The 22,272-nt window shown below is 54.7% G+C and carries 21 protein-coding genes; 2 read left to right on the top strand and 19 right to left on the bottom strand.

What is annotated here, in order from left to right; translation table 11 throughout:
• Positions 1 to 8 precede the first annotated feature (8 nt).
• Entirely contained in the window at positions 9 to 1,469 is a 1,461-nt protein-coding gene (gene xylB, locus L2097_RS01430; protein ID WP_250351987.1) for a xylulokinase, read from the bottom strand.
• Between the two features lie 9 nt (positions 1,470 to 1,478).
• On the bottom strand, positions 1,479 to 2,876 hold the full coding sequence (gene dalD / locus L2097_RS01425) for a D-arabinitol 4-dehydrogenase (protein WP_250351986.1): 1,398 nt from the start codon (positions 2,874 to 2,876) through the stop codon (positions 1,479 to 1,481).
• Positions 2,877 to 3,075: 199 nt separating this feature from the next.
• Here dalD and L2097_RS01420 point away from each other — a divergent pair, with 199 nt between their 5' ends.
• On the top strand, positions 3,076 to 4,023 hold the full coding sequence (locus L2097_RS01420) for a sugar-binding transcriptional regulator (protein ID WP_250353109.1): 948 nt from the start codon (positions 3,076 to 3,078) through the stop codon (positions 4,021 to 4,023).
• Positions 4,024 to 4,055: 32 nt separating this feature from the next.
• On the opposite strand, the gene hisP is transcribed toward L2097_RS01420, so the two are convergent.
• The 15 genes from hisP to pdxB form a co-directional block, all read right to left on the bottom strand.
• Positions 4,056 to 4,829: a histidine ABC transporter ATP-binding protein HisP gene (gene hisP / locus L2097_RS01415; RefSeq protein WP_047369432.1), complete on the bottom strand. Its 774-nt coding sequence runs from the start codon at positions 4,827 to 4,829 to the stop codon at positions 4,056 to 4,058.
• 7 nt (positions 4,830 to 4,836) lie between these two features.
• A complete protein-coding gene (locus L2097_RS01410) occupies positions 4,837 to 5,553 on the bottom strand; it encodes an ABC transporter permease (RefSeq protein WP_047369431.1) in 717 nt (238 codons plus the stop codon).
• On the bottom strand, positions 5,550 to 6,236 hold the full coding sequence (locus L2097_RS01405; protein WP_039079856.1) for a histidine ABC transporter permease HisQ: 687 nt from the start codon (positions 6,234 to 6,236) through the stop codon (positions 5,550 to 5,552). Before L2097_RS01405 ends, L2097_RS01410 begins: the two co-directional genes overlap by 4 nt.
• Before the next feature lie 82 nt (positions 6,237 to 6,318).
• On the bottom strand, positions 6,319 to 7,101 hold the full coding sequence (gene hisJ / locus L2097_RS01400) for a histidine ABC transporter substrate-binding protein HisJ (protein ID WP_250351985.1): 783 nt from the start codon (positions 7,099 to 7,101) through the stop codon (positions 6,319 to 6,321).
• A 252-nt stretch (positions 7,102 to 7,353) separates the two neighbouring features.
• Entirely contained in the window at positions 7,354 to 8,136 is a 783-nt protein-coding gene (gene argT / locus L2097_RS01395) for a lysine/arginine/ornithine ABC transporter substrate-binding protein ArgT (protein ID WP_085007779.1), read from the bottom strand.
• A 273-nt stretch (positions 8,137 to 8,409) separates the two neighbouring features.
• The gene (locus L2097_RS01390) at positions 8,410 to 8,991 is read right to left on the bottom strand and encodes a UbiX family flavin prenyltransferase (RefSeq protein ID WP_047369429.1); all 582 of its coding nucleotides are present in this window, start codon (positions 8,989 to 8,991) and stop codon (positions 8,410 to 8,412) included.
• Positions 8,992 to 9,092: 101 nt separating this feature from the next.
• Entirely contained in the window at positions 9,093 to 10,610 is a 1,518-nt protein-coding gene (purF, locus tag L2097_RS01385) for an amidophosphoribosyltransferase (RefSeq protein ID WP_047369428.1), read from the bottom strand.
• Positions 10,611 to 10,645: 35 nt separating this feature from the next.
• Positions 10,646 to 11,134 carry a colicin V production protein gene (cvpA, locus tag L2097_RS01380; RefSeq protein WP_039079851.1) on the bottom strand — a complete coding sequence of 163 codons (489 nt, stop codon included), beginning with the start codon at positions 11,132 to 11,134 and terminating at the stop codon, positions 10,646 to 10,648.
• A 287-nt stretch (positions 11,135 to 11,421) separates the two neighbouring features.
• Positions 11,422 to 12,108 carry a cell division protein DedD gene (dedD, locus tag L2097_RS01375; protein WP_250351984.1) on the bottom strand — a complete coding sequence of 229 codons (687 nt, stop codon included), beginning with the start codon at positions 12,106 to 12,108 and terminating at the stop codon, positions 11,422 to 11,424.
• Entirely contained in the window at positions 12,098 to 13,366 is a 1,269-nt protein-coding gene (gene folC / locus L2097_RS01370; RefSeq protein WP_047369426.1) for a bifunctional tetrahydrofolate synthase/dihydrofolate synthase, read from the bottom strand. The genes dedD and folC overlap by 11 nt, the downstream gene beginning before the upstream one ends.
• Before the next feature lie 72 nt (positions 13,367 to 13,438).
• Complete coding sequence (gene accD / locus L2097_RS01365; protein ID WP_047369425.1) at positions 13,439 to 14,353, bottom strand: acetyl-CoA carboxylase, carboxyltransferase subunit beta; 915 nt, start codon at positions 14,351 to 14,353, stop codon at positions 13,439 to 13,441.
• Positions 14,354 to 14,456: 103 nt separating this feature from the next.
• Complete coding sequence (locus L2097_RS01360) at positions 14,457 to 15,116, bottom strand: DedA family protein (protein ID WP_250351983.1); 660 nt, start codon at positions 15,114 to 15,116, stop codon at positions 14,457 to 14,459.
• A gap of 26 nt (positions 15,117 to 15,142) precedes the next feature.
• A complete protein-coding gene (gene truA / locus L2097_RS01355) occupies positions 15,143 to 15,955 on the bottom strand; it encodes a tRNA pseudouridine(38-40) synthase TruA (RefSeq protein WP_250351982.1) in 813 nt (270 codons plus the stop codon).
• On the bottom strand, positions 15,955 to 16,968 hold the full coding sequence (locus L2097_RS01350) for an aspartate-semialdehyde dehydrogenase (protein ID WP_250351981.1): 1,014 nt from the start codon (positions 16,966 to 16,968) through the stop codon (positions 15,955 to 15,957). Before L2097_RS01350 ends, truA begins: the two co-directional genes overlap by 1 nt.
• Positions 16,969 to 17,031: 63 nt before the next feature.
• A complete protein-coding gene (gene pdxB, locus L2097_RS01345) occupies positions 17,032 to 18,168 on the bottom strand; it encodes a 4-phosphoerythronate dehydrogenase PdxB (protein WP_085007287.1) in 1,137 nt (378 codons plus the stop codon).
• Positions 18,169 to 18,281: 113 nt separating this feature from the next.
• Between pdxB and flk the strand changes: the two genes are divergently transcribed.
• Positions 18,282 to 19,289 (top strand): flagella biosynthesis regulator Flk, encoded by a 1,008-nt coding sequence (gene flk, locus L2097_RS01340; protein WP_142517809.1) that lies wholly within the window; start codon positions 18,282 to 18,284, stop codon positions 19,287 to 19,289.
• Positions 19,290 to 19,319: 30 nt separating this feature from the next.
• Here the strand turns inward: flk and L2097_RS01335 are convergent, their stop codons facing one another.
• Together L2097_RS01335 and L2097_RS01330 are read right to left on the bottom strand one after the other, a co-directional pair.
• Entirely contained in the window at positions 19,320 to 20,750 is a 1,431-nt protein-coding gene (locus tag L2097_RS01335) for a 6-phospho-beta-glucosidase (RefSeq protein WP_047369420.1), read from the bottom strand.
• Positions 20,751 to 21,007: 257 nt separating this feature from the next.
• A complete protein-coding gene (locus L2097_RS01330; RefSeq protein WP_085007286.1) occupies positions 21,008 to 22,183 on the bottom strand; it encodes an MFS transporter in 1,176 nt (391 codons plus the stop codon).
• Positions 22,184 to 22,272 lie beyond the last annotated feature (89 nt).

Raw genomic sequence — 22,272 nt, 5'->3', positions numbered from 1 at the left:
CAGGAAATTTAAGGCAGTAGCGTGCGGGCAGCCTGCTGCTGCTGATAGAGCAGACGGAACAGCGCCAGCCGCTTAACCAGCCATTCGCCGCGTTCAGGCTGTGGCGTAAACCGGGCGACAACCGGGGGCTTGAGGCAGACCTTCGCCTCGTCGCCGCCATCCGCCAGCCAGGCCAGACGCGCAGCCCCCAGCGCCCCGGAAGAACTTGCCGGGTGCGTAACCATCGGAATGTTCAGCACATCGGCAATCAGTTGCGCCCACAGCGGGCTCCTCGCGCCACCGCCCGTCAGGCTGCACCGGGAAATCGAGGCGTTACCCAGCACGTTTAGCCCATCAGCCAGCCCAAAGGTCACCCCTTCAATCACCGCATACCCCAACAGCGCACGGCTGGTTTCATGGCGCAGATTGAAGAAGCTTCCCGCTGCCAGCGGATCGTTATGCGGCGTGCGTTCTCCCGACAGATAAGGCAGGAACACCGGCGCGCGTTTCAGTTCCTCATCCGATAGTTGGGCAATCTCGTCCATTAACTGGCTTTCGGTGACCGAAAGCAGATTACAGATCCAGCGCAGACAACTGGCGGCACTCAGCATCACGCTCATCTGGTGCCAGCGACCGGGAAGCGCATGGCAGAAAGCGTGCACGCCCGAGTTTGGGTCAGCGTGAAGCGCATCATTGACCACGAAAATCACCCCGGACGTCCCGAGAGAGATAAACGCGTCGCCCGGCGCCACCGCTCCGACGCCCACGGCAGACGTGGCGTTATCCCCCCCGCCCCCGGCAACCACCACTGAGGAGCTTAAGCCCCACTCGGTTGCCAGCGCGGCACGCAGCGTTCCGCTGGATTCGCTGCCTTCCACCAGTGATGGCATCTGGCTGCGATTGAGGTCAGTCATAGCAAGCAGTTCATCTGACCAGTCGCGTTTTGCCACATCCAGCCACAGGGTGCCTGCCGCATCGGAGGGATCGCTGACAAACTCACCGGTTAAACGCCAGCGCAGGTAATCTTTTGGTAGCAGTACTTTTGCCACCTGGCTGAACACGTCCGGCTCATGACGGGCCACCCACACCAGCTTCGGTGCGGTAAATCCCGGCATGATCATGTTGCCGCTGATAGCCATCATTTCCGGGTGATGCTCACTCAGCCATGCGCACTCGTCGGCGCTGCGGGTGTCATTCCACAGAATGCAGGGACGCAACACGTTACCGTCATTATCAAGCAGTACCGCACCGTGCATCTGACCCGACAGACCGATGGCGCGAATGGCCGCCCACTGTTGTGGATGCTGCTGACGCAGTTCGGTAACCACGCGACCACAGGCCTGCCACCAGGCTTGTGGGTCCTGCTCCGCCCAGTGCGGATGCGGACGTTGCACGGTCAGCGCCGCATGCGCCGAGGCGACAATCTCACCGTCGCCGTCAATCAACAGCGCTTTTAATTCTGAGGTACCAATATCAATGCCCAGATACATAGCGCCCCCTTACACTGCCGCCAGTTGCAATTCAGGTTGTTTTATCCACAGCTCAAGCTCCGCGACGGTACGACGCAGCAGGGTTAAGAAATCGGCGGATTTCGCCAGACCGGCAAATAGCGCGTCGTCTGCCGCCCACACCGCCAGCGGATCGGGGGCATTGAAAACGGCATGCACGGCATCGGGTTGCATCACGCCATCCTGATAGGTATAGGGCAGTGAACCGTTAGCCCAGCGTTTCAGGAACAGGAAGAACAGCGCAGGCAGCACGGCGGTCGCTGACGGGGTTTCGCCGCGTTTGTAGCATTCGACAAGCGTCGGGGTAACCATCCCCGGAATTTTGGATAGACCATCGGCGGCGACGCGCTGGTTAGTGTCTTTGATATACGGGTTGCTAAAGCGCGCCAGCACCACATCGCGATACGTCGCCAGATCCAGCGGGCTTGGCGTCAGCGACGGAATGACATCACGCGACACATATTCCCAGGCCATCTGGCGAATAGCGCTCTGGCGGGTGCTCTCATCAATAAAGCTCAGACCAATCAGCGTCCCCGCCCACGCAATGCAGCTATGGGTAGCGTTAAGAATGCGGATTTTCGCCTCTTCCCAGGGCAATACGGATTCCACCAGTTCCACTCCCACCTGTTCGAGCGCCGGGCGGCCATTGATAAAATCATCTTCAATCACCCACTGAATAAAGGATTCCCCCATCACCGGCACCGCATCTTTAATGCCGGTTGCCGCCAGTACGCGCTCGGCCACATCCGGCGTCGGGCGCGGGGTAATGCGGTCGACCATGGTATTGGGTGACGTGGTATTTTTTTCCACCCACTGATACAGATCGCTTTCGCCCTTCGCCTGCAAGAAAGAGAGAAAACCGTGGCGGAAGCGCTCGCCGTTATGCCGCAAGTTATCGCAGTTCAGCAAGGTAACAGGGTCGCCATGCTGTGCAATACGCTGCTTAAGGATGCGGGTCAGCGCGCCGTAAAGGGTGCGAATTCCGCCGTTCAGGTCGGCCTGAATATCAGCCTGTTGCTGATCCAGCTCATGCTCAGGTGTCAGGTAGTAACCGCTTTCCGTAACCGTAAAGGCGATGACGCGCGTTTTAGCATCGGCCCCCTGCTTCACCAGCGCGCTAATTTCGCTATCCCAGGGCAATACTTTACGAATTGAGGTGATGGTTTCGTACTGCCGCTCACCCTCCGGCGACACGGTTTCCAGCACATATTCACCGTTTTGCGCGGCGAGATGGCCCAGCAGCACACTGGCGTCATCGCGAATATTTCCCAGCGCAATACTCCAGCGGTCATCCCCCTGCTCCATCAGTTTGTGCAGATACCACGCCTGATGAGCACGATGAAACGACCCGGCACCAATATGCATCCACACCGCTTTTTTCTCGGACATAATCATCACCTCAATTTGAGCATTTGACAGTTTTACGGGCTTATGCCCGTTTGTTGTATGTATGTTAGTAGTGAGAGGCGAAGGTTTTCTGCGATGAAACTCACGAAAACAATTTTTGCCCTTTAAACTGACATTTGCCCATTTTTGTGAATACGACCATTGCGCGTACAATGGCGGCAGGAAATCAGGGGAATGAGTGATGAACAAAGAAGAGAAAAAACAGGAACTCGCCGCCCGTGCCGCATGGATGTATTACGTGGCGGGATTAACACAGCAGGATATTGCCTCGGCGCTGGGTCTGTCGCGCCAGGTGGCGCAACGGCTCATTTCTGCCGCTCGCGAAACCGGGATGGTCACCGTCAATATCAGCCATCCGGTGACCCGCTGTCTGAAACTGGCGCACGACCTGCAAGAAAAACATGCCCTCAACCTGTGCCGCGTGGTGCCCTCTGCCGGGCTGGAGGACGAGGCCATTCAGCAGATGCTGGCCGTGGAAGGGGCGCAAGTGATGGCGCAATTTATCTGCGAAGAGAAACCGCAGGTCTTTGGCGTCGGCTCCGGTAAAACGCTGCGCGCCGTGATTGACGCCCTGCCGTCGCTGGAGCGGCCGCAGCATCAGTGCGTGTCCATGATCGGCGCCATCGCCCGGGATGACTCCGGCACCCGTTACGATGTACCGCTGAAAATGGCGGAAAAAATGCAGGGTAAGTATTTTTTCATTCCGGCTCCGCTCTATGCCGACAGCCCGGAAGATAAAAACAGCTGGTGTCAGCACCAGATTTATCAGCGTGTTGCCGCCAGAGCGCTTAATGCGGATGTCACCTTCCTTGGCATCGGCGAGGTCAAATTAGGTTGTCCGCTCAACACCGAGGGGTTTATTACCGACGCCCAGGTCAAAGATCTGGAGACGCAGCATGTCGCGGGTGAAATGCTTGGCCATTTCTTTAACCATCAGGGCGTACGCCTGGATTCCGAGCTGGATGCGATGCTGACCAGTGTGCCGCTCACCAGCCACACGCAACGAAAAGTGGTCGGGTTTGCCGGAGGGGAACGTAAGCTTGCCGCCATTCGCGCAGCCCTGGTCGGTGGCTGGGTCAATGGGCTGGTGACCGACGAAGATACCGCGCTGAAACTGCTGGCGGAATAAGCGGCTACCGGCGAGCGCCGGTAGCCCGAAGATTACTTGAGCGAACCTTTGAGGAACTGCTGCAGACGTGGGCTTTTCGGGTTGCCGAACAGCTCATCCGGCGCGCCCTCTTCTTCAATTTTGCCCTGATGCAGGAAAATCACATGGGTAGAGACATGGCGGGCAAAGCCCATTTCATGTGTCACCACCACCATGGTTTTCCCCTCTTCCGCCAGTTGTTGCATGATACGCAGCACTTCACCCACCAGCTCCGGATCCAGCGCGGAAGTGGGTTCGTCAAACAGCAACACCTCCGGTTCCATAGCCAGCGCACGTGCAATAGAGACGCGCTGCTGCTGACCGCCAGAGAGATGCACCGGGTATTTCGCCTGCTGAATACCATCAATACCCACTTTCGCCAGGTATTTCACCGCACGCTCGCGGGCCTCTTGTTTGCTCAGACCCAGCACCTGAATTGGCGCTTCCATGACGTTTTCCAGCACCGTCATGTGGCTCCACAGGTTGAAATGCTGAAATACCATCGTCAGGCGAGTACGCAACAAACGCAGTTGCTGCTTATCGGCTACGCGTAACTGACCGTCTTTATCGCGTACCAGATTGATGTTTTCGCCATTGACGATAATCGTCCCTTCGCTTGGCTTCTCAAGGAAGTTTATGCAGCGCAGAAAGGTACTTTTACCGGAGCCTGACGAGCCAATAATGCTGATCACATCCCCGGCATTAGCCTGCAGCGACACCCCTTTCAGCACCTCATGTTCGCCGTAGCGTTTATGCAAATCGATAACGTTTAATTTATTGTCAGACATGATGTTCTCAGTGCGTCGAAGAAGGTTTTATATGCTGCAGCCAGCGTTTTTCCGCCTTGCGGAACAGGCTAATCAGCGCATAAGAAATGATCAAATACAGTACTGCCGCAATACCAAACGCGGTGAACGGCTGGTAAGTCGCGGAGTTAATATCACGGGCGATTTTGAGCAGATCCGGCACCGTCGCGGTAAAAGCCAGCGCGGTCGAGTGGAGCATCAAGATCACTTCGTTGCTGTAGGCCGGCAGCGCAATGCGCAGCGCCGAGGGCAGAATAATACAGCGATACATTTTCACCGACGAGAAACCATAGGCGCGGGCGGCTTCAATTTCCCCGGCCGGTACCGAACGGATCGCGCCGGCGAAAATCTCCGTAGTGTAAGCACAGGTATTCAGGGTTAACGCCAGCACCGTACAATTAAGACCACTGCGGAAAAACGCATTCAGCAGCTCCGTTCCCTTCACAATTTCCAGCGTGTACATACCTGAGTAAAACACCAGCAACTGCACATACAGCGGCGTACCGCGAAAAATGTAGGTGAACAGCCAGATGGGAAATTGAATATATTTGTTGCTGGAAACGCGACCAATGGCCATAAACACCGCCATTATTCCGCCCATCACTACCGAGGAAATCAACAGCCACAGGGTAATAGCCACCCCGGTGAAGCGGTAACCATCGGTCCACAACAGCGATTTCCAGTACTCCTGAATAATCTCGATCACAGGTCAGCCCTCTTCACACCTACTGAGTAGCGACGTTCGAGAAGAAGCAGTACGCCATTAGAAACGGTGGTAAATACCAGATAAATCAAGCCGCACACGACGGCAAAGTAGAACGGCTCCCAGGTACTTTTCCCGGCGAGCTGCGTGGCTTTCACCACATCTTCCAGCCCCAATAACGACACTAACGCCGTCGCTTTGAGAATAACCTGCCAGTTGTTGCCAATCCCCGGCAAGGCAAAGCGCATCATGGCCGGAAATAAAATACGGCGGAAGGTCTGTGAGTTGGTGAAACCAAACGCGGTGGCAGCCTCGATATGCCCTTTCGGCACCGCCATATAAGCGCCGCGGAAGGTTTCGGTGAAATAGGCACCATAAATAAACCCCAGGGTGATAATACCCGCCACCATCGGATCAATATCGAGTTGCTCCATACCCATCGCATCGGTCAGCGTGTTGAGGGCTATTTGCAATCCGTAAAAAATCAGCAGCATCAGCACCAGATCGGGCACGCCGCGAATCAATGTTGTGTAGCCTTCAAACACCAGCGCTAACGGACGGTTTTTAGAGAGCTTTGCGCCCGCACCGGCCAGGCCAATCAGTACCGCCAGCACCACGGAACTGATAGCCAGTTCCAGCGTGACAAGGGCACCATGAAAGATAACTTGAGAAAAACCATACAGCATGCAGCCTGTCCTGTCGTATTCGTGTCTGCCGCGTCTCTTCCCCTTCCGGGCGGAAGGGGTCGCACGTTAAACACGCGTGGAATTAACCACCATAAACATCAAAATCAAAATACTTTTTCGCCAGTTTTTCGTAAGTTCCGTCTGCACGCATTTCCGCGAACGCTTTATTCAGCGCTTCACGCAGTTCGTTATCGTCTTTACGAATACCCATACCGGTGCCGACGCCAAATAGCTTCTCGTCTTTAATGGACGGACCGCCAAATTTGTAGTCTTTACCCATCGCCGTTTTCAGGAAACCTTCGCTGGCGGCCACTTCATCCTGAAACGCAGCGTCAATACGGCCTGCGGTCAGATCAGAATAGATATTGTCCTGCCCCTGGTAGGAGACGATTTCAATACCCTGCGGTGCCCAGTGAACGTTACCGTATGTTTCCTGCGTGGTGCCCTGCAATACGCCAATGCGTTTGCCTTTCAGCTTCGCGATATCGGGAACGATGTCGGAGTCTTTCGCCACGACCAGACGAGAATCCGCAGCATACAGTTTGTCGGTGAACGAAATTTCCTGTTGGCGTTTTTCAGTAATTGAGAGTGATGACATGATGGCGTCGATTTTTTTCGCTTTTAGCGAAGGAATCAGCGCGTCCAGTGGGTTTTCAATAAAGACACACTGGGTTTTGATACGCGTGCACAGCTCTTTCGCCAGATCGATATCAAAACCAACCAATTCACCCTGCGAATTTTTCGATTCGAAAGGAGCATAAGTTGGGTCAGTGCCGATGCGGAGTTTTTGCGGGATTGCTGCGAATGCGCCTGAAACGCTGGAGATAGCGAGCACCAGAGAAAGTGATAACACCAGTTTTTTCATAATTATCCTCAACAGACTGTCTTTCCTAAGGGATTTATTAGAAGAATACGGTGTCGCTATCGTGCCATCATATGGCACGGCAAGGCAAAGCATTCTGCCCGCCCGGCGGCTTTTTTGCATGGTTTTTGCTTAACTATGCATCATTGCGCCATTTCGGTGCATCAGCCGCACCACTTTGAAACATCACGCGTATTTATGCACCATCCTGGCAAGCCAAAATGGCGCATCATTTATCCCAAAAAACAGGCTGCTTTACTCGCCGTAGACGTTAAAGTCGAAATATTTCTTCGCGAGCTTATCGTAGGTACCGTCTTTACGCATTTCAGCGAAGGCTTTGTCAAAGGCCGCTTTCAACTCGGTGTCATCTTTACGCAGACCGATCCCGGTACCGTCGCCAAAATATTTTTTATCTTTAACGGACGGACCGGCGAAGGCAAAATCTTTACCGGCAGGCTGTTTCAGGAAGCCTTCGCTGGCAGCCACTTCGTCCTGGAATGCAGCGTCCAGACGGCCTGCGGCGAGATCAGAGTAAATCAGATCCTGGTTCTGGTAGGCCACCACGTCGATACCTTTAGTGCGCCAGTTGTCGTTCGCATAACCTTCTTGCGTAGACCCCTGCAATACCCCTACGTGTTTGCCTTTCAGGGAGTCCAGCGTCGGCACGATCGGCGAGCCTTTTTTGGCAATCAGACGGGAATCAGCGGCGTAGAGTTTGTCGGAGAAGGCAATCTCCTGCTGACGTTTTTCGGTAATCGAGAGAGAGGAGATAATCGCGTCAATTTTCTTCGCTTTCAGGGACGGGATAAGCGCGTCAAAATCGCTGCCAACCCAGGTACATTTGACCTTGATGCGGGTACACATCTCATTACCGAGATCGATGTCAAAACCGACAAAATTCCCTTTCGCATCTTTAGAAGAGAAAGGTGCGTATGTCGCATCCGTACCGATGCGTACAGTCTGGGGAAGCGCTGCGTAAACACTGGATGCCGCGGACAGGCCCAGCAGTAAAGACAGAGCAATAACCGTCTTCTTCATACATTACCCTCAAGTATTCTGATTTTATTTTGTGCTGCGTTGTGTTGTGTGTTGCTGCGAGTTTACTTGCACGTCTTATGCCAGATTTTTAGCGCTGAAAAACAACAGCGTTAAATTTGTTAATAAAACGTTGCAAATTACCCTTAATGGTGAAAGATAGCAGGTCTGCCGAACGAACCGGAGTGTTAACAGGGGAAAAAAGGAATTAAATGTTGAGGATATGATCACGATTGCAAAAACGCCCTAAAAAAGGGCATCGGGCAAGAATGTGCACTATCTGGAGGCATTTCCTCCCTGCCAGCGGATGAATAAATCTTCCGGCAGAGTAATATCAAACTGATCCAGGACACGATTCACGGTCTGGTTAATGATGTCATCCAGCGATTTCGGCGCATGATAAAACGCAGGTACCGGCGGCATGATAACGGCGCCCAGTTCCGCCGCTTGCGTCATCAAACGCAGATGGCCTAAATGCAGCGGCGTTTCACGCACGCACAGCACCAGCGGGCGACGCTCTTTTAACACCACATCCGCCGCACGCGTCAGCAGGCCGTCGGTATAGCTGTGGACAATGCCAGAGAGCGTTTTTATCGAGCAGGGCAACACCACCATGCCCGCAGTCTTAAAAGAGCCGGAAGAGATGTTGGCGGCGATATCGCGGGCATCGTGCACGACATCCGCCAGAGCCTGAACATCACGCAGGGAAAAATCAGTTTCGAGGGAGAGGGTCTGACGCGCAGCCGGGCTCATCACCAGATGGGTTTCAATGTCCGCCACGTCGCGTAATATCTGCAACAAGCGCACGCCGTAAATCGCACCGCTGGCCCCTGAGATCCCCACAATGAGTCGTTTCATATCCGTCGCCTTTATCTACACTGAGGCAGACTTTGCCGCATTATGCCAGCAGTTGCAACTGATGAGCGCCCCCTCCGGACGGAGAGGGCGAAACGGGTCGATTACCCTTCGTTGTGCATCTCTAAGTTTTCCACTTCGTTCTGACGCTGTACCGCTTTGGCATCATCATTACGCAGGGAATCGAGATAATCGAGGTACTGCTGGTTAACGTCTTTGGTAACGTACACGCCGTTAAATACCGAGCATTCGAACTGCTGGATATCTGGATTTTCCGCGCGTACGGCGTCGATCAGATCACTCAGATCCTGGAAAATCAGGCCATCAGCGCCGATGATCTGGCGAATCTCATCCACTTCACGACCATGCGCAATCAGTTCGTTTGCGGTCGGCATATCGATGCCGTACACGTTCGGGAAACGAATTTCCGGCGCCGCAGAGGCGAGGTACACTTTCTTCGCTCCGGCTTCACGCGCCATCTCAATAATCTGCTCAGAGGTGGTACCACGCACAATGGAATCATCCACCAGCAGGACGTTTTTGTCGCGGAATTCAGCGCGGTTCGCGTTCAGCTTACGGCGGACAGATTTACGACGCAGTTGCTGACCCGGCATGATAAAGGTGCGGCCAACGTAGCGGTTTTTCACAAAACCCTGACGGTACGGCTTACCCAGAATACGGGCGATTTCCAGCGCGATATCGCAGGAGGTTTCCGGGATGGGAATGACCACGTCGATATCCAGATCTTCCCATTCACGCGCAATCTTCTCGCCAAGCTTCGTGCCCATATTGACACGCGCGCTGTAGACGGAGATTTTGTCGATGAAGGAGTCCGGACGCGCAAAATAGACGTATTCGAACAGGCACGGGTTGCTGACCGGATTATCCGCGCACTGGCGGGTAAACAGCTGGCCTTTTTCGGTGATGTAGACAGCTTCGCCCGGCGCGATATCACGCAGGAATTCAAAGCCCAGCGTATCGAGAGCCACGCTTTCGGACGCTACCATGAACTCGGTGCGGCCATCGCCAATATCGCGTTTGCCCAGCACCAGCGGACGAATACCGTTCGGGTCGCGGAAAGCAACCATACCGTGGCCGATGATCATCGCAACACAGGCATACGCACCACGAATCTGGCGGTTGGTCGCGGCGACAGCGGCGAAAATGTTATCTGCTTCCAGCGGGTAATGGCGGAAGTTATCCAGCTCGCTGGCGAAAATGTTCAGCAGGATTTCTGAATCAGACGTGGTGTTGATGTGGCGGCGTTTTTCTTCAAACAGCTTTTTACGCAGCTCGTGGGCATTGGTCAGGTTGCCGTTATGGGCAAGCGTGATGCCGTAAGGGGAGTTAACGTAAAAAGGCTGAGCCTCGGAGGCGCTGGAGCTGCCAGCGGTTGGGTAACGCACATGGCCAATACCCATGTTGCCCTGAAGACGCTGCATATGGCGGGCTTCGAAAACATCGTTGACCAGACCATTTGCTTTGCGCAGACGGAAACAATTATTTGCATCGATCGTGATGATGCCAGCGGCATCCTGACCACGGTGCTGAAGCACCGATAACGCGTCATAAATCGACTGGTTGACCGGCATAACACCGGCGATACCGACAATACCGCACATACGTCTTTTCCTCGTTAAGCCACATCTCAGAGCGATTACGCTCTGGGCAAGAAACTTGACGAACTTTGCAGATAGTCAAAGAACCATCTGATGATGAAACTGAATTGCGGGATAAGCTGCGACTTCTGCCAGTCTTCGCTTTTTGACAGGCCCGTAAAGGTATCGAGAAAGAACAGAATGGCGGCGACGATTAGCACCCCGCGTAGCGCGCCAAAACAGATCCCCAACACCCTGTCTGTACCCGACAGGCCGGTTTTCTCCACAAGTTGACCTATCACGTAATTGACGATAGCGCCAACAATCAGCGTCGCGATGAACAGGATGGCGATGGAAATCCCATTGCGCACCAGTTCGTCTTCAAAGCCCGTAAACCAGACTGACAGGTAAGTGTAGTAATGACTGGCAACAAAGAAAGCACAACCCCATGTCACCAGTGATAACGCTTCACGAACAAAGCCGCGGATGAGGCTAACCAGACAGGAAAAACCAATCACCGCGATGATGGCGTAATCAATCCAGACCATATGTGTCCCACGATTTACGCCCTGTCGTCCAGTTCGGGGCGCATTCTAACAGAAAAAGAAAACGTTTGCGTAGGGATTTCCTTCCCGCGCGTAAATAAAAATGGCGCTGAAAAAATATTCAACGCCATCGAATCTTTAGCCTCTTCGGGCGTGTTTTATTGGTATCAAAAACCCAATCTCCCTTCCCTCCAGGCCTCTCCCTGAAAGAGCGAGAAGATCGCTCCAGTGCCGCTTTTCACCCCCTCCCGTTGGGGAGAGGGACAACGTCAGGGGGTACAAAACGCACACTAGTTCGCGCTATAACCCATTACCACGCCGCTCAAACCTGACAGCTGTTTAAGCTCCTCAAGCGAACCCTTGAGTTTATCTTTCGATGCGTCCGGACCCACCAGAATGCGGGTGATTTTACCCTGTACTGGCGTGGTTGGCGCGGTATAAACGCGATAACCTGCGCCGCGCAGTTTACCGACAATCTCATTAACTTTATCGGCGTTCTTAAGCGCACCCAGTTGCACTACCCAGGCTTTCCCTACTGGCGCCGATTTATCTGCAGTGGGCGCCTGATCCGCAGGCGGGGTTGCCGCTACCTGCTCTGCGGGTTTCTGTGGCTGTGGCTTCGGCTTCTCAACCGGTTTTGGCTGTTCAGCCGGCTTCGGCGCGACGGGTTGCGTCGTGACATCCGGCGTCGTCGCCCCACTAACAGCACGACGAGAGGCATCCAGCGACGGCGCTGCCGCATCGCCAGCCTGCACCTCTTCCGCCGCCCCTTCCGGCGGCTGAGCCGGGAGCGCCTGCGTGGCCGCAGGCATCATATCCGGTTCATCGCGATCCCCGGGTTTGGGTACCAGAGGAATGGCGGCGAACTCATCCTGATAATGCTTTTTTTGCCCGTCCAGCAGCCCGGGAAGAATAATTACCCCGAGCGCAACCAGCACAATGGTTCCCATCAAACGGTTCTGAAACTTACTTGCCACCGGTTCTCCCCGCTTCCATCGCTTCCATGACATGTGCCACCGTATGGAATGAACCACACACCAGCACGGTATCTTCTGCTGTGGCCTCCGCCATCGCTGCCTGCCAGGCCTGCGCAACGTGTTGATACGCTTTCCCTTGCGGTAAGTGCGCCATCAATTGCTCTGCCGTCGCACCGCGTGGCCCCTCCAGAGGGGCACAATACCAGCTATCGACCACAGGCTCCAGACAGGCGAGCGTTCCGGCGATGTCTTTATCGTGCAGCATGCCAATGACCGCCAGCACGCGGCCGCGCCCGGGCTCTGCCGACAGCCGCCCGGCAAGGTAAGCCGCCGCATGAGGATTATGCGCCACATCCAGAATAAGACGCGGGTTATGACGCACAATCTGGAAGCGACCAGGCAAAATCGCAGAGGCAATACCGTCACGGATAGCCTGCTCGCTCACCGTCAGCCCGCTTGCCCGCAGTGCCGCAAGCGCGGTCGCCGCATTGGGCTGCGGCACCTGCGGCAGCGGTAAACCTGTCAGCTCGCCCTGGCCGTCGCGAAAACGCCACTGCCCCTGCTCTACTTCATACTGCCAGTCCACGCCACGGCGCATCAGCAGAGCGCCTTTTTCCGCGGCGACTTCGCCAATGGTGTACGGCATATCGCTTTCGCCAACCACCGCCGGTTTACCGCCACGGAAGACGCCCGCTTTTTCGCGACCGATACTTTCTCTGTCTGGCCCCAGCCAGTCGGTATGATCGAGCGCAATGCTGGTCACGACGGCGACATCCGCATCAACCATATTGGTGGCGTCAAGACGCCCGCCCAGTCCCACTTCGAGGATAACGACGTCCAGCTTCGCCTGTTTAAACAACCACAGCGCCGACAGCGTACCGTACTCAAAATAGGTTAATGAGGTTTCACCGCGCACGGCTTCAATTTCGGCAAAAGAACGCGTGTGGTCGAGCTCAGCCAGCTCCTCACCCTGTACGCGAACGCGCTCGGTATAGCGGATAAGATGCGGCGAACTGTAGACACCCACGCGATAACCGGCCGCCAGAAGAATGGATTCAAGGGTACGGCACGTCGTGCCTTTGCCATTGGTTCCCGCAACGGTAAAGACAAACGGTGCCGGTCGCAGAACATCAAGACGCGCGGCAACCTGGCTTACGCGCTCAAGTCCCAGGTCAATGGTTTTGCTGTGCAGGTTTTCCAGATAAGAAAGCCACGCGGCCAGGGGCGACGTGGCTTGCAAAATGCGTTTATTTTCCATGATGCCCGTAGGATGTTTGACGATGTAAAAAGCAAAAGGGCAGCGCCGTGATGGCCCTGCCCTTCGGTATTATCAGGCCTCGGCTTCCTGATCGGGCACCGGGGGCACCACCACGCTTTCACGCGGCGCATCCGGGTTCGGTGCTGGCTGATTGGTCAGCTTCGCCAGAATGCTCGCCAGTTTCAGGCGCATTTCCGGACGACGAACGATCATATCGATCGCCCCTTTTTCAATCAGGAATTCACTGCGCTGGAATCCCGGCGGCAGTTTTTCACGCACGGTCTGTTCAATCACGCGCGGACCGGCAAAACCAATAAGCGCTTTCGGCTCGGCAATATTCAGATCGCCCAGCATCGCGAAGCTCGCGGAAACGCCACCCATGGTTGGGTCAGTCAGTACGGAGATGTAGGGCAGGCCGCGCTCTTGCATCTTCGCCAGCGCTGCGGAGGTTTTCGCCATCTGCATCAGCGACATCAGCGCTTCCTGCATACGTGCGCCACCCGAGGCGGAGAAACAGATCAGCGGGCAGTTATCTTCCAGCGCCTGCTCAACGGCACGAACAAAACGCGCACCCACTACAGAGCCCATGGAGCCGCCCATAAAGGCGAATTCGAACGCTGCCGCGACAACTGGCATGCCATGCAGCGTACCTTTCATTACCACCAGCGCGTCTTTTTCGCCGGTCTCTTTCTGTGCCGTCGCCAGACGGTCTTTATATTTTTTGGAGTCACGGAACTTGAGCACGTCTTTCGGCTCAAGTTCGCTACCCAGTTCCACCATTGAACCTTCGTCCAGCAATGTATGCAGACGGTTACGCGCAGTCATGCGCATATGGTGGTCACACTTCGGGCAGACCTCAAGGTTACGCTCCAGCTCGGCACGATACAGTACCTGACCGCAGCTATCGCATTTCGTCCACACACCCTCAGGGATGCTCGCCTTGCGGGTGGGGGTAATATTGCTTTTGATTCGTTCAATCCAGCTCATTGATAACCTTTATACATGAACCTGGTAGCCCATAAATGGGGCACATTAAAACATAACAGTTCGCAACTTGGGATAAAAAAGTGGTCGAACCGCCATAGACATCTTATTTTGCCTGTCGCGCTGCCGCTCGACGGTGGCGAATGATCTCAATCACACCAGGAAGTATAGACACCACGATAATCGCGACAATCAGTAACTTAAGATTTTCCTGCACCATCGGCAACGTGCCGAAGAAGTAGCCAGCATAAGTAAACAGCAGCACCCATAACAGCGCCCCGATCACGTTGAACGCCGCGAAATGGCGATAGGACATATGTCCCATCCCGGCAACGAAGGGAGCGAACGTGCGCACAATGGGGATAAAGCGGGCAAGAATAATGGTTTTGCCGCCGTGTTTCTCATAAAACTGATGGGTTTTATCGAGATAGCTGCGACGGAACACTTTCGAGGTCGGGTTGCTAAAGAGCTTATCGCCGAACAGGCGCCCTATCGTGTAATTCACCGCATCGCCGAGAATGGCCGCAACAAGCATCAGCATCACCATCACGTGAACGTTGATGTCGTTCGTGGGCAGTGAGGCCAGCGCGCCCGCGACGAACAGCAGCGAATCCCCCGGTAAAAACGGCGTGACCACCAGACCGGTTTCGCAGAACAAAATCAGAAACAGAATCGCGTAAACCCAGATACCGTATTGCGCGACCAGTTCCGCCAGATGAACATCAATGTGCAGAATGAAATCAATAAGAAAGCGAATTACGTCCATATTGTCTATGCCTTGGTTGATTGCGACTAGTCCGCGAGAAACAGCGGACCCATTGGCGGGTGGGGTAAGTTGAAACGGTCCGGATAATCCACCGATACCAGATACAACCCTTCAGCTCTCGCCGTTGCTGCCGCCAGCGTTCTGTCCTTAGCCGCCAGTAGCTCTGCTATCCAGCTCTCCGGCTGGTTGTTGGCACCCACTTCCATCAGGCTACCGACAATATTTCTTACCATATGATGTACAAAGGCATTCGCTTTGATATCCACCACCACATACACACCGTAACGCTGAACGTTAATGTGCATCATGTTGCGCCACGGCGTGCGCGACTGGCACTGTACCGCGCGAAACGAGGTAAAATCATTTTCACCCAGCAGGCACTGCGCCGCACGCTGCATACGCTGTGCATCAAGGGGCAGATGGTAATGCGTAACCCCCTGGTTCAGTACTGCCGGACGTAAACGATGATTGTAGATAACATAGCGATAACGACGCGCCGTCGCGCTAAATCGCGCATGGAAATCGTCGGGCACATCTTTCACCCAACGTACCGCGATGTCTCCAGGTAAATTCGCATTTACGCCCAGTGTCCAGGCCGCGTCTTTACGTACCGCGCGGGTCTCAAAATGGACCACCTGCCCTGTGGCATGCACTCCTGCGTCGGTACGCCCGGCACAAAAAACCGTCACCGGCTCATTGGCGACCTGCGACAACGCTTTTTCCAGCTTTTCCTGCACGCTGCGTACTTCTTGCTGACGCTGCCAGCCGTAATACTTACTGCCGTCGTACTCAATGCCGAGGGCAATTTTCAGCAGCGGTTGTTCCACTACGTCTGACATTAGTACAGGTACTCCTGTACCAGTTTCTCAGCGATCTTCACCGCCATCAGCGCCCCACCAAAACGTACGTTATCTGCCACCGACCAGAACTGAATCTGTTCAGGCTGGCCATAATCGTTACGTACGCAGCTGACGGAAAGATGCGCGCTACCGGAAGCATCGCCAACCTGGGTTGGGAAATCATTCTCTTCGGACAACACAATATCTTCGCCGCGGGCAAACGCATCACGGGCCTCTTCTGCCGCCAGCGGGCGTAGCGCTTCGAAGCTGACCATCTGCGCGTGACCATAAAATACCGGCGCACGGACACAGTTTGCGGATATCATCAGCCCGTCGTCCTGCAGAATTTTACGTACCTGATCGACCAGACGACGCTCTTCCGGGACGGCACCTTCACGGTCCGGCAGAATCGGCAGCATGTTAAATGCCATCTGACGGCCAAAGAAGTCGTCTTCATCAATAGGTATGCCGTTAAGCAATTTCGCGCTCTGTCCGGCAAGGGCATCCACCGCCTGTTTACCCTGCGCCGACGCGGAGAGCAGGCTGGTCACGCCAATACGTGACAGGCCGCCTTCGTCGATCAGCGGTTTCAGCGCGGTCAGCAACTGGCTGGTCAGGCTATCCGGCACGGCAATGACATTTCGGTTGCGGTAATCCGCCAGTACAAACGGGTTCACCTCCGGCACAACCAGCGGCACATCCGGCTCCAGCGCGAACAGACCGCTGGTATCAATCACCAGGCAACCAGCGTTGGTGGCTTCTTCAATATTCTCGGCAGATGCCTGGGCACCGGCGACAAAAAATGCCAGCTGCGCCTGCGTCCAGTCAAATTCAGCAACGTCCTGAACGCGTACGGTTTTTCCGCCAAAACGCAGCGTCTCACCGGCGCTTTCATGACGCGCCAGCGCATACAAATCGCCCACCGGGAACTCACGCTCCGCAAGCGTTTCGAGTAAGGCTTCTCCGACAGCGCCCGTCGCGCCCAGTACGGCAATATTCCAGCCTTCAGACATGGTGATTTACTCCAGAAAAAAGCGTACCCGCCGGATTATCCGGCAGGTAGCATTAAGATGACATTAACGAATTGGGTGATGGACAGCGTTGAAACCCAGCTTTTGCAGCAGTGTAGCCGCCTGGTTGTCATCACACTGCACATACAGCGATGACCATTCCCGACGCTCAAGATAATTTTTACGCAGCTTGTCGAACTCACCCGGGATGCCCGCCACTTTTCGCAGCAGCGCATCGTCGCGGCGCACATCATACACCAAATGAATGAGTCTTTTCAGGATCGACTGATCGAGCGGACCGTGAAGGGTAATGCGACCGAACTCCGGCGCAGGCAGCAGCGTATCCAGCGCAACCTGCTGGCGCTTGCCGATAAAATCGCTAAACGCTTCGAACACCTGCGTGGTGCCGCGCGCTTTTCCTTCCAGCGTATACCCGGCGATATGCGCGGTACCAATATCCACTTTTGCCAGCAGCGCCACGTCGAGATCCGGCTCGGGTTCCCAGACATCGAGAATAACGCTGAGCGACTGACCAGCCTCCAGACGGCGTAACAGGGCGGCGTTATCGACCACCGGGCCACGGCAGGCATTAATCAGAATAGCGCCAGGTTTCAGACGGCTAATTACCTCTTCGTCCGCCAGATGCCAGCTTTTATACGGCCCGTCTTTAAACAGCGGCGTGTGAAAGGTCAGCACATCGGCGTCGCGCACCAGCGCGTCGAGCGGCAGAAACTCGCCATCATCGCCACGGTCGGCGCGCGGTGGATCGCACAGTAATGTTTTCACGCCCCACGCTTCAAGACGCGCCTGCAAACGACTCCCCACGTTACCTACCCCAACAATCCCGACGGTGCGATCGCGCAGATCGAAACCGTCACGCTCTGCCAACAGCATCAGGGACGAGAAAACATATTCCACAACCGCAATGGCATTACACCCCGGCGCGGCAGAGAAACCGATCCCTGCCTGTTGCAACCATTGCTCGTCAACGTGATCGGTACCCGCCGTTGCCGTACCCACGAATTTAATCGGCGTACCGCTGAGCAGCGCTTCATTCACCTTCGTCACAGAACGCACCATCAGCGCGTCCGCATCAGCCAGTTCCGCTGCCGGAATAGGACGACCAGGCACAGCTTTTACCTCACCCAGACGACGGAACAAATCGCCAGCATAGGGCATATTTTCATCAACAAGGATTTTCACGTTACAGTACCGGTTAGAGAACGGGAGTTAAGCTGTTAAGTGTGCCATAATCTCGCAGCCAGGCATACCTGCAATGCCGCTACACCACGTGCGAGACCCAGAGGATTTCCATGATGCAACCCATTCAGGGCACGCCCGCGCGCCCTCCGGGGCAAGAGCCTACGCCCCCAACTTTGGCCGCCGGAGAGCAGCCGTTATCGACAATCCAGCGCACCGTGCTGGAGCGGTTGATTATTCGCCTGGTCGCGCTCACGCAACAGCAGAGCGCCGAAGTCTGGGCCGGGGTAAAACATGATTTGGGGTTAAAGAACGATGCGCCGCTGCTGTCACGCCATTTCCCGGCAGCGGAGCAGAATCTCAACCAGCGTCTGGATACCGCCACGCAGAATCACACTACCCGCCAGGTTATCTCGCAGCTGACTGAATTACTCGGCCAGGGGAACAACCGTCAGGCGGTTAGCGACTTTATTCGCCAACAGTTTGGTCAGACGGCGCTGAGCCAGCTTACGCCGGAGCAGCTTAAAACCGTGCTTACGCTACTGCAGAACAACCAAATTTCGGTACCTCAGCCCTTGCAACGTCCGGCGACAGACCGCCCGCTGTTGCCCGCTGAGCACAACTCGCTCAACCAGGCGGTGACAAAACTGGCCGCGGCGACAGGCGAATCCGGTAAATTGATTTGGCAGTCGATGATGGAATTATCCGGCGTGAAAACCGGTGAGCTCATTCCGGCAAAACATTTCACCCACTTAATGACCTGGCTGCAGGCGCGACAGACATTGAGTACCCAGACGTCACCCACACTGCAAAGCGTACAAACCGCGCTTAAGCAGCCGCTGGATGAGGTGGAGTGGCAAACTATCACCGATTATGCCCGGCAGAACTGGCAGGCCACCCCGCAAATGGTGCTGACAACGGCGCAAGTGCAGGACATTCTCAATCAGGTTTTTTTACATCGCGCAGAACGGACATCGGGCGTACTGGAAGCACGCAATATTCAGCCGATCTACAGCCCGCTCTTCGCCCCGATCATCGAAAGCGTCAAAAACCTCTCAACCCGGCCAGGTCTGTTTTTGGTCGCGTTGCTTATTGCCTTCGCCCTTATCTGGCTGGTTATCTGAAAGAATCCCCTCCGTCGGAGGGGATTTTCATTAAAGATTTTCACCGTTACTTTTAATGGTCTGCTGGTACCACCAGAACGACTTCTTACGGCTGCGTTCAAGCGTACCGTTTCCTTCGTTATCTTTATCGACATAGATAAAGCCGTAACGTTTTTTCATTTCGCCGGTTCCTGCGGAAACCAGATCAATACAGCCCCACGGGGTGTAGCCCATCAAATCCACGCCATCTTCCACCACCGCCTTTTTCATTTCGCGCAGGTGGTTTTGCATATATTCAATGCGGTACTGATCGTTTACCGAACCGTCACTCTCTTTCTGATCGATAGCGCCGAAGCCATTCTCGACGATAAACAGCGGCAGTTGATAAAGATCGTAGAAATAGTTCAGTGAATAACGCAGGCCCACCGGGTCGATTTGCCATCCCCAGTCCGATGCTTTCACATACGGATTTTTCACCAGACTCTTCGTTTCGTCATAGTCCAGTTGTGGGTTATCCGCAGTGGCTTTGGTGGCGAACGACATGTAGTAGCTAAAACCGATATAGTCCACGCAACCCCGTTTCAGGATCTGCAGGTCTTCATCGGTAATATCGAGATTAAAGCCTTTACGGGCGAAATAATTAAGCAGATGACGCGGGTAATAACCGCGAACATGCACATCGGTAAACCAGTAGCGGCGGTGCATCGCCGAGACGGACATCATCATGTCGTCCGGGTTACAGGTAAGCGGGTAGACCGGGCACATGGCAATCATGCAGCCAATCTGGAAATCAGGGTTAATCGCATGCCCCGCTTCCACCGCCAGCGCACTGGCGACAAGCTCATAGTGCGCCGCCTGGTACATGACCGGCTCCCGATCCTCGCCTTCTTTGTATTTAAGACCGGAGTTGGTAAACGGGGCGAAATCTTCGTGGTAATTGGCCTGATTATTGATTTCGTTGAACGTCATCCAGTATTTCACTTTGCCTTTATAGCGAGTAAATACCGTTTTGGCGAAACGCACAAAAAAATCAATAAGCTTACGGTTACGCCAGCCACCATATTCAGTGACCAGGTAATAAGGCATTTCAAAATGCGAGAGCGTAATCACCGGTTCAATATTGTATTTCAGGCATTCATCGAAGAGATCGTCATAAAACTGCAGACCGGCTTCGTTCGGTTCTAATTCATCCCCTTTCGGGAAAATACGTGTCCAGGCGATGGATGTACGAAAACATTTAAACCCCATTTCCGCAAAGAGTTTGATGTCCTCTTTATAGCGATGATAAAAGTCGATGGCATCGTGGTTGGGGTAATTTTTTCCCGGTAATACGCCATCGGTAATTTCGCGCGGAATGCCGTGCGCCCCGGCAGTCATTACGTCAGCGACACTCACCCCTTTGCCGCCTTCCTGCCAGCCGCCTTCAAGCTGATGCGCCGCCACCGCGCCGCCCCACAGAAAATCTGCTTTAAACCCAGGCATACGTCTCTCCTTTCTCTAAAAAGTAGTAAAAGAATAACTTACGTACGAAGATAGCCTGACTATAGCAGCATTATAACTACCTGAGAATGTTGCAAAAAATTATATCAGTGGAATATGTTACACCAATAAAACAATATGTTTTTTCTGTGGCGTGGCGCGTATTTTTAGTTATTTTCTGGAGCCAAAAATAGCATTCAGAATTATGAGGAAGTGGATTATTTATTTCCGGCCCTCATTATGAAAGCCGGAACAGGCGATTATTTTCGAAATGAAATCAGCGTCACCACAATGCCGCTGGCCGCCGCAATTGCCGCGGCCAGGAATACCGACGGATAGCCCAGCGAGGTCGCCAACAGCCCGGTAAGTGGCCCGGTGATACCATACGCAATGTCCTGAAATGCCGAATACCCTCCCAGCGCGGTACCCCGAACCTGCGGAGCAACGCGTTTTACCACTTCAACGCCCAGCGCCGGGAAAATCAACGAACAACCACAGCCGGTCAATGCCGCACCGGCCATTGCCAGCCAGGCGTCCGGCGCCTGCCAGAGCAGCAACAGACCCACCGTTTCCACCATCAACGAAACAATAGCCACCCGCACGCCGCCAAAGCGATCCGGCATCCAGCCAAACAGCAGACGCATCAGAACAAAGGCGCCGCCAAATGCCGTCAGCGTAAAGCCAGCCATTTCCCAGCCATTGCTGGCAAAGTAAAGCGAAACGAAAGTACCGATAACCGCGAAACCTACCCCCTGGAGCGCGAGACCAAGGCCCGGCTGCCAGATTTGGCCGACCACGCTCCACAGCGAAGGACGTACACCCGGATGAGCAGGCGTTTTTTGTACGCCGCCATTAAATGCCCATGCCAGCAGCGGCAAGACCATGGTGATCGCCGCCAGGGTGGCAAAGCCAAACCGGCTATGAATGAGCAGGCCGAGCGGCGCCCCAACAGCCAGCGCGCCGTAAATGGCCATACCGTTCCAGGACATCACTTTGCCTGAACGTTTAGGACCAACCAGCCCCATCCCCCAGGCGAGCGTTCCGGTGAGTAGCTGGCTTTCGCCAAAACCCAGCATTAGCCGTCCGATAATCAACAAGCCAAATTTTGCCAGAGCGCTTATCGGTAGCCATGCCGCCAGCAACCAGGCGACGCCGGCGAGCGCACAGGCAAACATTCCCTGCAACGCCGAGCGCTTTGCGCCAAACTGATCGGCCAGCCGCCCGGCATAACCCCGTGTCAGGACGGTTGCCAGAAACTGGATACCGACAGCGATGCCCACCATGGTGTTGCCGTAACCGAGTTCGTTATGCACAAAGAGCGGGATGACGGGCAACGGTAACCCGATGGTCATATAGGTAAGGAAAACGGCAACCACCAGTCGTAGTAGCGAACCCGTGCCGGATGAGGAAGAAAGTGTTTGAGTCTCTACAGACATGCATTACTCCGTACCGCAGAGTAAGGCGAGGAAAAAAGCCACGCCCCCTCCACCTGATGTTCAGGATTAAGGTGCGTTGGATAACGTTA

It is taken from the genome of Citrobacter sp. MNAZ 1397, from assembly GCF_023613995.1.
In the GTDB taxonomy this organism is placed as follows: Bacteria; Pseudomonadota; Gammaproteobacteria; order Enterobacterales; family Enterobacteriaceae; genus Phytobacter; species Phytobacter ursingii.
The sequence above is the reverse complement of the archived record's forward strand: the minus strand, read 5'-3'. Positions and strand labels throughout refer to the sequence as shown.